Below are 14,253 nucleotides of genomic sequence, written 5' to 3'. Positions count from 1 at the left end.
CCTGCAGCATTCAGCGAGATGCTTTACAATCGGCCGCAAGTTCAGCCAAGAGAAGACAACAATGACCGTTACCGAACAACCTCACTACACCGCTGAAGAAAAACGCAAACGCGTGTTTGCTATCATCAGCGCCTCCTCCGGCAACCTGGTGGAATGGTTTGACTTCTACGTCTACTCCTTCGCCTCGATTTACTTTGCCAGCCAGTTCTTCCCCAGCGGGAACGCCACCGCAGAATTCCTGAAATCCGCCGCCGTATTTGCGGTCGGCTTCCTGATGCGCCCCATCGGCGGCTGGATCTTCGGCCGCATCGCCGACCGCGTCGGCCGCAAAAAGTCGATGGTGATTTCCGTGCTGATGATGTGCGGCGGCTCGCTGGCAATTGCCGTGCTGCCGACCTACGCCACCATCGGCGTGGCCGCACCAATCCTGCTGTTGCTGATCCGCATGTTCCAGGGCCTGTCGGTCGGCGGCGAATACGGCACCACCGCCACCTATATGAGCGAAGTGGCGCTGCGCGGCCAGCGCGGTTTCTTCTCGTCGTTCCAGTACGTTACGCTGATCGGCGGCCAATTGCTGGCCGTGCTGACGGTGGTGATCATGGAACAGTTCCTGACCGAAGCCGACCTGAAAGCCTGGGGCTGGCGCATTCCGTTCGTGGTCGGTGCGATTGCCGCGCTGATCTCGCTGGTGCTGCGCCGCACGCTGCATGAGACCATCAAGGCCGAGGACATGAGCCACAAGGAAGCCGGCACGCTGGCCGGCATCTTCAAGAACCACCGCGCCGCCTTCATTACGGTGATCGGCTACACGGCCGGCGGCTCGCTGATCTTCTACACCTTCACCACGTATATGCAGAAGTATCTGGTCAACACCTCCGGCATGGCGCCCAAGACCGCCAGTGTGGTGATGACCGGCGCGCTGTTCCTGTATATGTGCATGCAGCCGCTGTTCGGCATGCTGGCCGACCGCATCGGCCGCCGCCAGTCGATGATGTTGTTCGGCGGCTTGGGCACAATCGGCACGTATCCGATCCTGGCCATGTTGCACGGCAATAGCAGCCCGTATGTCGCGTTTGCGCTGATTACCGTGGCGCTGGCCATCGTCAGCCTGTACACCTCGATCGGTGGCCTGGTGAAGGCCGAGATGTTCCCGCCGGAAGTGCGCGCGCTGGGCGTCGGCTTCTCGTATGCGATTGCCAACGCCATCTTCGGCGGTTCGGCGGAATTCGTCGCGCTATCGTTCAAGAACGCCGGCCATGAAACCGGCTTCTTCACCTACGTGACCATCATGATGGTGGTGGCCTTCCTGTTCAGTATGCGACTGCCGAAGACGCCGTCGTACCTGCACACGGACCACTAAGCACTAGTCGGCCTCAAACAGTCCTTCAAACGCAGCAGCGAAGGACTCCGCCGCGCCAGCCAGGCGCGGCGCGCCGACGTCAAACGTGCATTGCTGCAGCGCAGGCCGAGCCGTCAGACCGGCCGCGGCCAGCGCCAGCTCGGTGCGCAAGGCGCTGAGCATGCCATCCAGCATCACTTCCTGCATATTCAATCCCGCATTATTGATGTGACCGGCATCCAGCACGCTCGGGGCGAAAGCCATGCTGCGCGCGCCGTAGCGGATCGCTTCGCGCATGGCGACGCGGGTAGCTTGCCGCAGCCGTTCGCCATCCAGCGTGGCCGGATCGCCGAGGCCGATCACCAGCACCGCGCGCGGCGTGACGCCGGTCGGCGGTTGCGTGATCAGCAAGGTCTCCATCGGCTGGCCGCCGAAAAAGCCGTCGGTGCGCAAGCGCGTCAGTTGCTTGCCCAGCGCCTCGTCCAGTTCCAGCAGGCCGCCGGCGATGGCGGCGCCATTCACTTCATGCTCGAACATGCAGGCCACGCTGAAGTCTACATCGGCGTGGGCCGGCCCCCAGGCGACGACATCGAAGGCCACGCCGTCGGCGGAACCGATCGGCAGGCGTGCTGGTGTGGATTGGGTATCGGTCATGATCGCGTCCTAGGTGATGATTGAAGCTGCGATCTTACCGCCTGCGCGCGCGATGACGGCCCTGCCAAAAGGCATGGCGCTAGTTGAGCGCCGCTTCGATCCGCTTGGCCGCCGCAAACAAACGGGACTCCGCACCCGGCGCGCACATCACGGAGATGCTTGGCGGCAGGCCGGTCAGCCGGTCGCGGAACTTCCACGCCGGGATCGCCATGGCGGGCAGATCCAGGTAGTTGCCCAGCGTGTGGGCGGTGAACAGGCCGTTGACGCCAGGCTTCAGCGACAGCCGGTTCATCTCGCCATGCTTGGGTGCGAGCAGGCCCAGCGTCGGCAGCACCAGGATGCCGTCGTTGCCCAGCATCGCGTGAAAGCGCGTACGCGCAGCGGCGAACTGGGCGGCGATTTCCGCAACCTTGCCGGCGCTGCGTGGCTTGAGCAACGGCGCGATCAGCGTCCAGCGCAACAGGCCGGAATCGACGGTGGGCTTGCCGATCAGTTGCGCCAGCAATTCCTTGAACGGCGAAAAGCGGCCGTGCTGCGGCGTGGAAAGCAACCGTACCCAGTCGTCGTAAAAGTCGTCGAGGATGAGCTTGGGAATGTTCAGGTAAAGCTGGCGCGTTTCGGTGAAGTCCTGATCATCTTTTTGATAGCCCTGTTGCAGCAGTGCGCTCGTCGCGGCTTCCAGCGCCTGGGCGATGCATGGCAAACGCATCGTCAGAGCAAAGTTACGTGGCACGATCAGGCGGCCGGCGGCGGCCGGACAAGCCTGTGCGGGCTGGTCGGCGATCACGTTGTATACCAGCTCGGCATCACGCACGCTGCGGGTCAGCGGTCCCAATGCCAGCCAACTTTTGGTATTGCCAGTGACCGTAGGCCAGGTGCCGCGCTGACTGACCGCCGCCGAATGCGGCTTGAAGCCGACCACGCCGCAGAACGCCGCCGGAATGCGGATCGAGCCGAGAATATCGGAACCGACGCCAAACACCGAACCGCCCGCACCGACCAATGCCCCCTCGCCGCCGCTGGAACCGCCGGCCGCCCGCGTCAAATCCAGCGGATTGCTGGTGCGGCCGTAGCGCAAATTGGTGGACTCGGCCGTCATCGCAAACTCCGGCACATTGCTGCGCGCGATCACGACGGCGCCGGCCGCCTTCAGGCGCTGGACGATGTCGGCGTCCTGCTGATGTACTTCCGGTTGCATGCGCAGCGAACCAGCTGTTACTTGCTGGCCGGCGAGGCCAAACGTCTCCTTGACGCTGCACGGCAAGCCGAACAACGGCAGCGATTTATCGCCACCACGATCCAGCTGCTGCGCCTTGGCAAGCGCGGCATCGCGGAAAATCTGCGTGGCGCCGTTCATTTGTGGCTGCGTGCGCTCGATGCGCGCCAGATGCGATTCCACCAGTTGAACCGACGTCAAAACACCGCGCCGCAGATCGGCCAACAGGCCGACCGCATCCGGCTCCAGCAGGTTACGCTTAAAGTTGTGCATGGACTTCTTAATTTTGTGGACCCGAGCTATTATGCTCAGCTGAGACCCTAATGGTCTTGAGGGAATTCCTCCCAAAATTGAGAATTCGCGCACATCCGGAGCCAGTCAGACCATGGGGCAAGTCAAGGTAGCGATCGTACTGCCGTTACTGAATTATTTACGCCGCCACGGCCACACACAGCCTATGCGCGATCCGGCGCAGACCATGTCATCCGAAGCCTGGCTGGCGCTGTACGAAGAGGCCATCGCGCTCACCGGCGACGCCGCGCTGCCTTTGCGCGTCGGCGCCGCCATCCAGCCCAGCGATTACAGCATGCTCGGCTTTGCCGCCATGAGCTGCGTCAATCTGGCGCAGGCCATTACGGTGATGCAGCGTTACGAACGCTTGATACAAGAAGTCAATGCGACCGGACTACAGGTAGAAGGCGATCGGGCCGAACTGCAATGGCTGCCCTACCTCGGCCCGGTTTCGCCGATCTTCATGCAGCTGGCATTGGCCTCGTGGGCGGCGGTCGCGCGCCACCTGACGGGCCGGCCGCAGCAGACGTTTGAAGCGCATTTCACTTTCCCACGCCCGGCCAACGCCGAGGTCTACCAGGAAATTTTCGGCCAGCCTGCCAAGTTCTCGCAACCGATGACCAAGCTGGTCTTCGAGCGGACGTTCCTGCATCAAGCGGTGCTGTTCGGCGATGCGGCCACCAATCAGATCCTGCTGCAAAAAGCGGAAGAGCAATTGCAGCTAGCCGACGAAAGCAGCATCGTCTGTAGCGTGCGGCAGCGCATCGCGGCCAGCCTGGCCAGCGGCAAGCTCAGCGTGGAGGCGGTGGCGGAAGAATTGCAGATGTCGCCGCGCAAGTTGCAGCAGTTGCTGACCAACGAAGGCAGCAGCTTCCGCAAATTGCTGCACGAAGCGCTGTTCCAGCGCGCCAAGGATTACCTGGCCGATCCGGCGATCCGCGTCAGCGAGGTGGCGTTCCTGTTGGGCTATTCAGAACAAAGCCCGTTCCAGGCCGCCTTTAAAAACTGGGCCGGCATGACACCCGGCGCCTGGCGCAAAATGCAGCCCGTCATGCGGCAAGCGGGCGACGCCAAAACCTGAACCGGCGTGACGACGCCTGATACGCCAGCACGCCTGGCAAGGTCAAGCGCCACTCCGTTCCCGCGCCGACATCGCTGCGCAGTACCAGCTTGGCCTTGATCCGTGCCGCACGCTCGCGCATGCCGCAGATGCCCCAGTGATTGCTGCGTCCGCCGGCCGCGACAATGTCGGCCGGGATGCCGACGCCATCGTCGCTGATGATGATCCGCAGTTCGGCGGTGCGGTAGTCTATCCGGACATCGATGCGGCCGGCGTTTGCATGACGGTAAGCGTTGGCGATGGCTTCGCACACTATCGACAACACTTCAGGGTAGATGGCCGGATGCAGCTGGCGCACTTCGCCATCAACCGACACCTGCAACGACGCCACGCCCGGTGCGCGGAGGCGGTTGTCGGCAGCGCGTATCGCTTCCACCAGGTTTTGCTGCTCCGGCTCGTTGTCGCGCAGATCGCGCACGCGCTCGCGGCCTTCCACCATGACGTCGTCGGCTTGCTGCAAAGCCTGTTCAATCTGGATGCGGGCCGGATCGGGCGCCGGCAGCTTTAACGTTGCCGCATGCACATGCAAAATCATGGCCTGCACCGATTGCAGCAAGGTGTCGTGCAACTCGCGGGCGATGCGTTCGCGTTCCTGGGTACGCTCTTCCAGCCGCGCTACCGCCTGCGCCGCAAAGTTGTGCATGCGCCGGCGATAGAGCAGCCAGCATGCCGCCAGCAGCGCCAGAGCGCACAGCGTCTTGAACCACCAGCTTTGCGGAATGGTCGGCGCGATACTGAAATCGAGCTTGCTGGGTTGCTCGGCCCACTCGCCGGCGTAATTGCTTGCCTCCACGCGGAAGCTGTAATCGCCCGGTCCCAGATTGTTGTAGTACGCCGTCCGGCGCGTGCCGACCTGCTGCCACTGCGTATCGATGCCCTCCAGCCGGTAACGGAACGTCACCCGCTCCGGCATTGCCAGCGCCAGCGCCGTGTAGTCGATCTGTAGCGCCGTGGTGCCCTGCGCCAGACGCATGCCGGGATGTGCCGGACTGGATTGGCCGGGAGGCCCAAGTGAGCGGATCAGCACTGCGGCCGCCGGCTTCGGTGTTTGCCGTTCCAGCGCATCGAGCCGGAAGATGCCGGAATTAGTCGACAGCCACAGCTTGGCATCCGTGGTCTGGACCATCGACGGCAACGGGTAGCGCATCGGGGTATTACCTGACAAGCCGTCCAGAACGTCCAGCACCTCATAGCGGACACGATAGCCGGTGAGCGCCACCAGCTTGCTGATTTCGCTCGCAGCAATCCTGATCAGGCCACCGCCGCTGTCGATCCAGAGATCGCCATTGTCCAATTCCACGATGCCGGAGACGCCGTCGAAAGCCCGCCCATCCAGCCCGACCAGCGGGATAAATCGGTCAGCATGGCGCAACGCCGTGCCCTTCTCTCCGCCGACCCAGACGTGGTTGTTCTTCACATGCATGGCCTCGACCATGCCAACATCCAGCCCCTCTGACGCGCCGTAACGGCGCCAACGGCCGCCCTGCAACTGCAATACCCGGCTGCGCGCATAACCCAACCACAGCCCTTGCCGGGGCGAACTGGCCGATACACGCGGCGTCTCGTTCTTCAGACCAGTATCGGCGGTCATATCCCGCCAATGCTCATTTGCATCCAGGCGAAGCAGCCCGCGCGGCCAGACCGTCCACAGCGCGCCGGTATCATCGGAAGACAGGCTCAAGGCCCAGCCCAAGTCAATGTTCGGCGGACCTGGAATCACGTGTAGTTGCTGCCCATTTTGGCGCCATATGCGGCCGTTAGCGCCGAACCATTGGACGCCAGCGGGGTCACGATAGAGCGCGCTCGGACCGTCTTCACCAGCAATCACCGGCGTTAACTTCAAAGCATGCTGGGCAAACGCGCCGTTATCCTGTTTCGTAAAGTGCACATTGCCGACCCAAACGCCACCGTCGACATCTGCCGCCAACGGACTGCTGACGGCGTCATTGCCAACTTGAACCGGCAAGATGCGCTGATGGCGAAAGCGATCGACGCCGGTCGAGGTGGAGGTCCAGACGTTGCCTTCGCGGTCTTCAAAAATGGCGGCCACCCATTGCCCGCTGAGTCCCTGCTCCCGGCCGCTGCGCTGGATACCGTGCGCGGTGTGATATTCCACCGAAGCCACGCGTCCGGCCCACAAGCCACCCTGGCTGTCGACCAGCAGGCTGGCCAGATCGTCGGCCAGCGGTAACGGTTGCGCCGGTGCGCCATTGGCTGGCTGTGTCAGCCGCCGCGCCACACTATGCAAGGCATCCCAGCTCCAGACACTATCGTCCGGGAACTGGAACAGCACGCCGGTACCATTTTCCGGCCCCGCCTTGGTGAAGCGGCGTTCGTCTGCCCTCAATTGATAAACACCGTTATTACCTTGCGCCCACAAGTTATGCTGCCGGTCCAGCATCAGCGTCTTGAATCCGACCGTGGGCAACGCGAAATCCGCGCCGGCGGCGAGCCAGCGCTTACCGTCCAGATAGAACAAGCCGCGGTTTGTGGCGGCCCACATGCGGCCCTGGCTATCATGCTCCAGTCCCCAGACGGCAGCGTTGGCCGGCAAGCCGTCCTGCTCACCGTAGTTGCGCAGCTGCCCGCGCGACAGCACGCTGACGCCACCATAGCGATAGCCGATCCACAGCGAACCGTCGTCGAAAGCATTAAGGATGGCAACGCCGGCCGAAGGTAACGGGCGATCATACGGTTCAAACCGTACGCCATCGAAGCGGAACAGGCCGTTGCTACCGCCCAGCCACAACCAGCCGTCGCGGGTCTGGGTCATGGTCATCACCATCTGCGGCGCGCCCTCGCGGGCGGTCCAGCTCGTATGGTGCATGGCGATCGGCGTTTGCACTTCCGCCGCTGCGGCCAACGTGTCCAACAACAGAAGCAGCAAAAAGAGAATGGAACGACCTACCATGTTATGCCGAACTAAAAAGAGTTGGCATATTCTATATTAGAAGTGACAAAATAGAGATAGCACGGCCTGACCAATCAAGAAGTACACCGATTTCTTACAACCACCTAAAGGTAATCATGAAACCAATGGAAATAATGTTCTTCGGCGCTATTTTATTGGGTACTACAGTAACAGCCAGCGCTACACCATATACAGGGACGGCATCACCCTGCACTAGCACGACACCCAGTAATCAAGTCTGCTCTGTCGACATGCTGGACTTCATGAAATCAAAGTACGCATACAACGGACATTTATCCAACTCTGACAATATGTACGATACGACGTCCAATTCGCTACTTAACAATGCCAATAATCGCGCATATGACTTGACCACTAAAACCTGGACAACGTATAACGGCGACCTGAAAGCTGGTTTCATGAAGCACCCGACGGTGAGTAATAGCTTGATGTTTTCGCCAAATGCATCGCCGTCTGCTGGCTACTTTTTATGGGATGGTGGAATGGACAATTCCATTTATGTCGTAGCAGAGCCGACATCAACAGTCGGGCTCTTATTCAAGTCGTTTTCTACAACCAATATTGCCGCTGCCAAGTCGAATTGGCAAAACCGCGGCTACTATTGGTCAGACAAGAAGATGGATATGACGCCCGTAGGAGGCGGAAAGTGGACTTATCCAGACCGTATCACACCGGTGAGCTCGCACTATGATTTCAATACGAGTAATGTCCAGAATGGCGTTCGGCTGGATGGATATGACCCATCAACATACGCTGCAGCTGTCACTTCGGTGACCTACTATTCAAATATGTCCGATCCTAATATTCCGAATGGTGGAAGTGAGTTACCATCTACGATGGAGATCGTCGAATTAAAATACAGCGTCAAGGATGCGTCTGGCCAAGTTCGCTTTTCCGAGTCGTACTATTATGGCCGCCAAAACCTCAACGCGTTTGGCCTGATCCGTTGGCGGCATTCAACCTACAACCCTACGGTATGCAGCAATGGCCTGCCAACAGGCGCATATCCTAATGTGATCTGCGACACCTCGTTTCCATCTAGCGCACTGTATATTGACGCCGAAGGCCCGTACGCCAAATTCGTCACCGTCAATTTAGCGACTTGGTGGGGAACAACGATGGCTACCAAGTGGAAAAATGATGTGAAATTTACGCGCCGCGGAACTGCGGACGCCTATGGCAATGTGGCTGAAACTGGTGCTCGGCCGCGAAACCGCGGTGGTATCTTGCCACAAGGGGCCGGTAATGACTCGACTCTCGCCGCTTTCACCTCTGCTGACTGGATCTACATGGAAAGCAGCGGTGTTGATGAGGATTGGTACTTATATCCAAGCGGAATGGACCCAATTTATCCAACCGCACCATCGAACTATTGTCGTGATGGGTATGAATTCGTCGGCGCTATCGTCACTACACGTTCCTACAATCTACTGAATTGGGGTGGCGGCACAGAGGGTGACTGGGCAGTCAACCCTGCAACGGGTTCCGTTGGAACGGTCTACCCTGCCGCAGGTCCTTCCCCGCATTGGGTGGCGATGTGCGGGACGAAAAATACATCAGGGCCGACTGCATACATCAACGCTAGTGACGCCGGCGAGGACTCTTGTGCGGCAGGTTATGCACCCCGTTTTTGGTTCAATTCAAACCATACCGGCGTGACAGCCTGTCCCGCAGGCCAATCGTGTTTCAACGGTGCGGCCAAGAATTACATTAATTTTTGTGTAAAGGCTTCCGAATGCGTCGGCGCATGTGCCCAATCGACAAGCCCTTAAAGGCGTTTCGAAGGAGCGGCATCTCTTGGGAAGAAATCTCGCAGAAAATTGTGATTCCCAAGGGATGAGATTTAGATGGGCAATTTAGCCTCTGGCGGCCTCAAGTATCTTGCGCTTGGATGGTGTTCATTGCACAATGTTTGGATGACGCCGCCGACTTTCCTTCGCCACGCAGTTTTGCTCGCCTGCGCGCTCACCGCCGAGGTGGCCGCGCAGTCTTATGCGCCGGATTATTTCAGGCAGTTCCAGGCGTCGACCGCGATGGATATGGTTACCCGCCTGCCGGGCTTCACATTCGATGGCGGCAATGCGGGGCGCGGTGTCGCCGGTAACGTGCTGATCAACGGCAAGCGCCCGGCCGCCAAAAACGATGCGCTCGGCGACGTGCTGGGCCGCATCCCGACCGCAGCAGTCGACCGCATCGAGGTCATCAACGGCGGAGCCAACGGCATCGACATGCTCGGCTATCCGACCGTGGCCAATCTGCTGCTCAAGCAGATGGACCTGGTATCCATGAGCACCACCGCCTCCACCTCGATCCTGCAGGACGGCAGCCTGACGCCTTCGCTCGAAGGCAACTACAGCCTCAAACGCGGCGACCAGAATTTCAGCGCCCTGCTAGCCCGCACGCGCTCGCCGGACATGGCCCAGGGACTCGGCACCCGCACCACCGTCTTCACCGGTCCGACACCGGCCGCGCAAGTGCGGGTGGCGGGCGCCGGCATGGCCGAGAATACGGCGGTCAAACTAGGCTATGGCCAGGATCTGCTGGACGGCCAGCTGACGTGGAATGGCGCGCTGACGCCGTGGACCTACCAGTCGCAAGCCAGCTTCGACGCTGCCAGCCATTCGCTGACCAGCAACGACAACGCCGGCCATACCCGTGAACAGGGACTGGCTTACAGCCGCGATCTGGCCCACGGCGCCAGCCTCGACCTGAAGGCGCTATACCGTACCTCGGAAACCAGCGCCGAGTCGGTGACCATCACCGGCAGCGACACCTCGCACGGCTACACCAACACCTCAGCCACCGAGCAAGTGGTGGGAGGACAACTGAGTTGGCAGGCGGCGGACGGCATCGTGGTCCGGGGTGGCCTGGAGCGCGTGCTCAATACCAACGACACCAGCGCCAGCTACCAGGCCAACGCCCGGGTGCAGGAGTCGCGTGTCGAGGGCCAGTTGTCATCGGCCTGGCAGGTCGACAGCTCGCTCAGCGCCGAAGCCGGCCTGAAGGTCGCGCATTCCAGCCTGACCGTGGGCGCCGACCAGCCCGAAGCCCAGTCGCACCTCTATCCCAAGCCACGGCTGCGATTGTCGTTGTCGCCGCTGCCATCGCTGCAACTGCGGTTGCGCATGGAGCGCGAAGTCAACCAGCTGAACTTTGGCGATGCGGGGGCCTACTTCGACCCCGCCAATAAAGCCATTCGCGGCGACTACCCCGATCTGGTGCCGGCCAAGACATGGCTGTGCGAAGGCGCGATCGAGTACAAGTTCTGGGATCGCGGCACCGCCATGCTGAGCTACACGCAATCGCACATCAGCGACGCGGTTGATCGCATGCCGGTGCGTACCGCCAGCAACACCTACGACGTGGCCGGCAATATCGGCGACGCCAGTGCCGACAGCGTCACCGGCCTGTTGAACCTGCCGACCGATAGCTGGGCGCTGCCGCAAGGGCTGCTGAAACTGTCGACCACCTGGCGCTCGTCTTCGATCACCGATCCGGTGACGCAGGCGACGCGGCGGCTGTCGGGCGAAACGCCGCTGTCGTGGCGCGTCGAATTCTCGCAGGATTTGCCGCAACAACGAACCAACTGGGGGATTTCGGTGGACAATGGCTGGAGCAACGACAGCTGGCAGGTGGCCGAGCGCGACACCAGCAGCGGCTCCGGCTGGGCCCGCGCCTTCGTCAATTACAAGCCGCTGCGCAATCTGATGGTGACACTGGAGCTGAACAACCTGGCCGGCCGCACCATCACCTACGACCGCATGCATTACGCCGCCGATCGCCTGGCCGGCGGCGTCGATTTCATCGAGCACAACATCACCCGTACCCAGCCGTTCGCCATGCTGCGCGTGCGGCGCGACTGGTAACGCCTACTCCCAGGCCACACGTTGATGCCGGAGCGGTCGGCGCGCAGCACCTTGCCGCGATAGATTAGCAACGGCAGCACCAGCGCCCGCGTGGAGGGGTCTTCCGCCCCGGGGTAGCCCGGCGTCGAGGCCGCGCCGCCGAACCGCGCCATGCGGCCATAAAAAAACCCCAATAAGCCGTTGCCAGCTTATTGGGGTCAGTTCAGCGTGTCAGTCTTACACTGGCACTTGCACGGCGTCTGCCACGCTGCGGAACTCTTCGATCTTGTCGAAGTTCATGTAACGGTAGATGTCGTCGGCGTTCTGGTCGATCACGCCGATGTGCGACATGTACTCTTCCTTGGTCGGGATGCGGCCCAGGGCCGAGCACACCGCCGCCAGTTCAGCCGAACCCAGATACACATTGGTTTCGATGCCCAGGCGATTCGGGAAGTTACGGGTCGAGGTCGACATCACGGTCGCGCCCTTGCGGATCTGCGCCTGGTTACCCATGCACAGCGAGCAGCCCGGCATTTCCATGCGCGCGCCGGTGCGGCCCAGCGTGCCGTAGTGGCCTTCGGCAGTCAGCTGTTGCGCGTCCATCTTGGTTGGCGGCGCGATCCACAGGCGCACCGGAATATCCGTTTTGCCTTCCAGGACTTTCGACGCGGCGCGGAAGTGACCGATGTTGGTCATGCACGAGCCAACGAACACGTCGTCGATCTTGGCGCCGGCCACGTCGGCCAGGGTTTTTACATCGTCCGGATCGTTCGGGCAGGCCACGATAGGCTCGTGGATGTCGGCCAGGTCGATCTCGATGACGGCGGCGTATTCGGCATCCGCATCCGGCGCCAACAGCTCTGGGTTGGCCAGCCATGCTTCCATGGCCTTGATGCGGCGTTCCAGCGTGCGCTTGTCCAGGTAACCATTGGCGATCATCCACTTCATCAGCGTGATGTTCGAGGTCATGTATTCGATGATCGGCGCTTTGTCCAGATGCACGGTGCAACCGGCGGCGGAGCGCTCGGCCGAAGCGTCGGACAGTTCAAATGCTTGCTCAACCTTCAGGTCCGGCAGGCCTTCGATTTCCAGGATGCGGCCGGAGAAGATGTTCTTCTTGCCCTTCTTGTCGACGGTCAGCATGCCGGCGCGGATGGCGTACAGCGGAATCGCGTTGACCAGGTCACGCAGGGTCACGCCAGGCTGCATTTTGCCTTTGAAGCGCACCAGCACCGATTCCGGCATGTCCAGCGGCATCACGCCGGTGGCAGCGGCAAACGCCACCAGACCGGAGCCAGCCGGGAACGAAATACCGATCGGGAAACGGGTGTGCGAGTCGCCGCCGGTGCCGACGGTGTCCGGCATCAGCAGGCGGTTCAGCCACGAGTGGATCACGCCGTCGCCCGGACGCAGCGCCACGCCGCCACGGTTTTCGATGAAGGTTGGCAGTTCGCGGTGCATCTTCACGTCCACCACTTTTGGATAGGCGGCGGTGTGGCAGAACGATTGCATTACCAGGTCGGCCGAGAAGCCCAGGCAAGCCAGGTCTTTCAGCTCGTCGCGCGTCATCGGGCCGGTGGTGTCCTGCGAACCCACGGTGGTCATCTTCGGTTCGCAGTAGGTGCCTGGACGGATGCCGGTGCCTTCTGGCAGACCGCAAGCGCGGCCAACCATTTTCTGCGCCAGCGAGTACCCCTTGCCGGTATCGACCGGGTTCTGCGGCAGGCGGAACAGCGTCGATGCCGGCAGGCCCAGCGATTCGCGGGCTTTGGTGGTCAGGCCACGGCCGATGATCAGCGGAATGCGGCCGCCGGCGCGCACTTCGTCAAACAGCACGTCGGACTTGACCTTGAACTCGGCGATGACTTCGCCGTTTTTCAGCGCCTTGCCATCGTATGGGCGCAGCTCGATGACGTCGCCCATTTCCATTTGCGTGACATCCAGCTCGATTGGCAGCGCGCCGGCATCTTCCATGGTGTTGTAGAAAATCGGGGCGATCTTGGTGCCCAGGCACACACCGCCGAAACGCTTGTTCGGGATGAACGGAATGTCTTCGCCGGTGAACCACAGCACCGAGTTGGTAGCGGATTTACGCGAGGAACCAGTGCCGACCACGTCGCCGACGTAGGCCACCAGGTGACCCTTGGCTTTCAGGGCTTCCAACTGTTTCAGCGGGCCGATCTTGCCTGGCTCTTCCGGATTGATGCCCGGACGCGGATTCTTCAGCATCGCCAGTGCATGCATCGGGATGTCAGGACGGGTGGTGGCGTCCGGCGCCGGCGACAGATCATCGGTATTGGTTTCGCCGGTGACCTTGAACACGGTCAGGGTCAGGCTTTGCGGTACTTCCGGACGCGAGGTGAACCACTCGGCGTCGGCCCACGATTGCAACACGCCCTTGGCGCGCGCATTGCCCTGGTCGGCCAGTTCCTTGACATCGTGGAAGTAGTCGAACATCAGCAGGGTTTTCTTCAGGCCTTCGGCGGCTACATCACCGACCACGTCGTCGCCCAGCAGGTCGATCATCGGCTTGATGTTGAAACCGCCCAGCATGGTGCCCAGCAGTTTGGTCGCCAGTTCGCGCGAAATCAGCGGCGAACTTTCCGTGCCTTTGGCAACGGCGGTCAGGAAGGCCGACTTGACCTTGGCGGCATCATCTACGCCAGCCGGCACGCGGTTGGTGATCAGGTCGACAAGGAACGCTTCTTCGCCGGCAGGCGGCGCGATCAGGAGTTCGACCAGGTCGCTGGTCTGGGCTGCCGACAGCGGCAGCGGAGGAATACCAAGGGAGGCACGTTCGGCAACGTGCTGGCGGTAGGCAGCTAGCATAAGAGTTTCTCGTCAGGTTGATTGCAG

8 protein-coding genes are annotated in these 14,253 nt (G+C 61.3%); 4 read left to right on the top strand and 4 right to left on the bottom strand.

Annotation, left to right across the window (positions count from 1 at the left end; genetic code table 11):
* Positions 1-61: 61 nt before the first annotated feature.
* Positions 62-1,360, top strand: a complete 1,299-nt coding sequence (locus tag GTP69_RS00880; protein ID WP_161053105.1) for an MFS family transporter — start codon at positions 62-64, stop codon at positions 1,358-1,360.
* 3 nt (positions 1,361-1,363) lie between these two features.
* Here GTP69_RS00880 and GTP69_RS00875 read toward each other — a convergent pair whose 3' ends face one another.
* Both GTP69_RS00875 and GTP69_RS00870 read right to left on the bottom strand, forming a co-directional pair.
* Complete coding sequence (locus GTP69_RS00875) at positions 1,364-1,993, bottom strand: M17 family peptidase N-terminal domain-containing protein (RefSeq protein WP_161053104.1); 630 nt, start codon at positions 1,991-1,993, stop codon at positions 1,364-1,366.
* A gap of 79 nt (positions 1,994-2,072) precedes the next feature.
* Positions 2,073-3,482, bottom strand: coding sequence for an amidase (locus tag GTP69_RS00870; RefSeq protein WP_161053103.1), 1,410 nt, complete (start codon positions 3,480-3,482; stop codon positions 2,073-2,075).
* A 112-nt stretch (positions 3,483-3,594) separates the two neighbouring features.
* On the opposite strand from GTP69_RS00870, the gene GTP69_RS00865 reads away from it, so the two are divergent.
* Positions 3,595-4,581, top strand: a complete 987-nt coding sequence (locus GTP69_RS00865) for an AraC family transcriptional regulator (RefSeq protein ID WP_308494402.1) — start codon at positions 3,595-3,597, stop codon at positions 4,579-4,581.
* Here the strand turns inward: GTP69_RS00865 and GTP69_RS00860 are convergent.
* Entirely contained in the window at positions 4,550-7,495 is a 2,946-nt protein-coding gene (locus GTP69_RS00860) for a sensor histidine kinase (RefSeq protein WP_161053101.1), read from the bottom strand. The genes GTP69_RS00865 and GTP69_RS00860 overlap by 32 nt on opposite strands.
* 152 nt (positions 7,496-7,647) lie before the next feature.
* On the opposite strand from GTP69_RS00860, the gene GTP69_RS00855 reads away from it, so the two are divergent.
* Both GTP69_RS00855 and GTP69_RS00850 read left to right on the top strand, forming a co-directional pair.
* Positions 7,648-9,324 carry a hypothetical protein gene (locus tag GTP69_RS00855; protein ID WP_161053100.1) on the top strand — a complete coding sequence of 559 codons (1,677 nt, stop codon included), beginning with the start codon at positions 7,648-7,650 and terminating at the stop codon, positions 9,322-9,324.
* 144 nt (positions 9,325-9,468) lie between these two features.
* Complete coding sequence (locus GTP69_RS00850) at positions 9,469-11,418, top strand: TonB-dependent receptor plug domain-containing protein (protein WP_161053099.1); 1,950 nt, start codon at positions 9,469-9,471, stop codon at positions 11,416-11,418.
* Positions 11,419-11,634: 216 nt separating this feature from the next.
* On the opposite strand, the gene GTP69_RS00845 is transcribed toward GTP69_RS00850, so the two are convergent.
* Positions 11,635-14,226 carry a bifunctional aconitate hydratase 2/2-methylisocitrate dehydratase gene (locus GTP69_RS00845; RefSeq protein WP_161053098.1) on the bottom strand — a complete coding sequence of 864 codons (2,592 nt, stop codon included), beginning with the start codon at positions 14,224-14,226 and terminating at the stop codon, positions 11,635-11,637.
* Positions 14,227-14,253 lie beyond the last annotated feature (27 nt).

It is taken from the genome of Duganella levis (assembly GCF_009857605.1).
In the GTDB taxonomy this organism is placed as follows: Bacteria; Pseudomonadota; Gammaproteobacteria; order Burkholderiales; family Burkholderiaceae_D; genus Rugamonas; species Rugamonas levis.
The sequence above is the reverse complement of the archived record's forward strand: the minus strand, read 5'-3'. Positions and strand labels throughout refer to the sequence as shown.

Coding starts and splice junctions, on each gene's coding strand:
- GTP69_RS00845 (WP_161053098.1), bottom strand. CDS start 14,226: ATGCTAGCTGCCTACCGCCAGCACGTTGCCGAACGTGCCTCCCTTGGT.
- GTP69_RS00850 (WP_161053099.1), top strand. CDS start 9,469: ATGACGCCGCCGACTTTCCTTCGCCACGCAGTTTTGCTCGCCTGCGCG.
- GTP69_RS00880 (WP_161053105.1), top strand. CDS start 62: ATGACCGTTACCGAACAACCTCACTACACCGCTGAAGAAAAACGCAAA.
- GTP69_RS00870 (WP_161053103.1), bottom strand. CDS start 3,482: ATGCACAACTTTAAGCGTAACCTGCTGGAGCCGGATGCGGTCGGCCTG.
- GTP69_RS00865 (WP_308494402.1), top strand. CDS start 3,595: ATGGGGCAAGTCAAGGTAGCGATCGTACTGCCGTTACTGAATTATTTA.
- GTP69_RS00855 (WP_161053100.1), top strand. CDS start 7,648: ATGAAACCAATGGAAATAATGTTCTTCGGCGCTATTTTATTGGGTACT.
- GTP69_RS00875 (WP_161053104.1), bottom strand. CDS start 1,993: ATGACCGATACCCAATCCACACCAGCACGCCTGCCGATCGGTTCCGCC.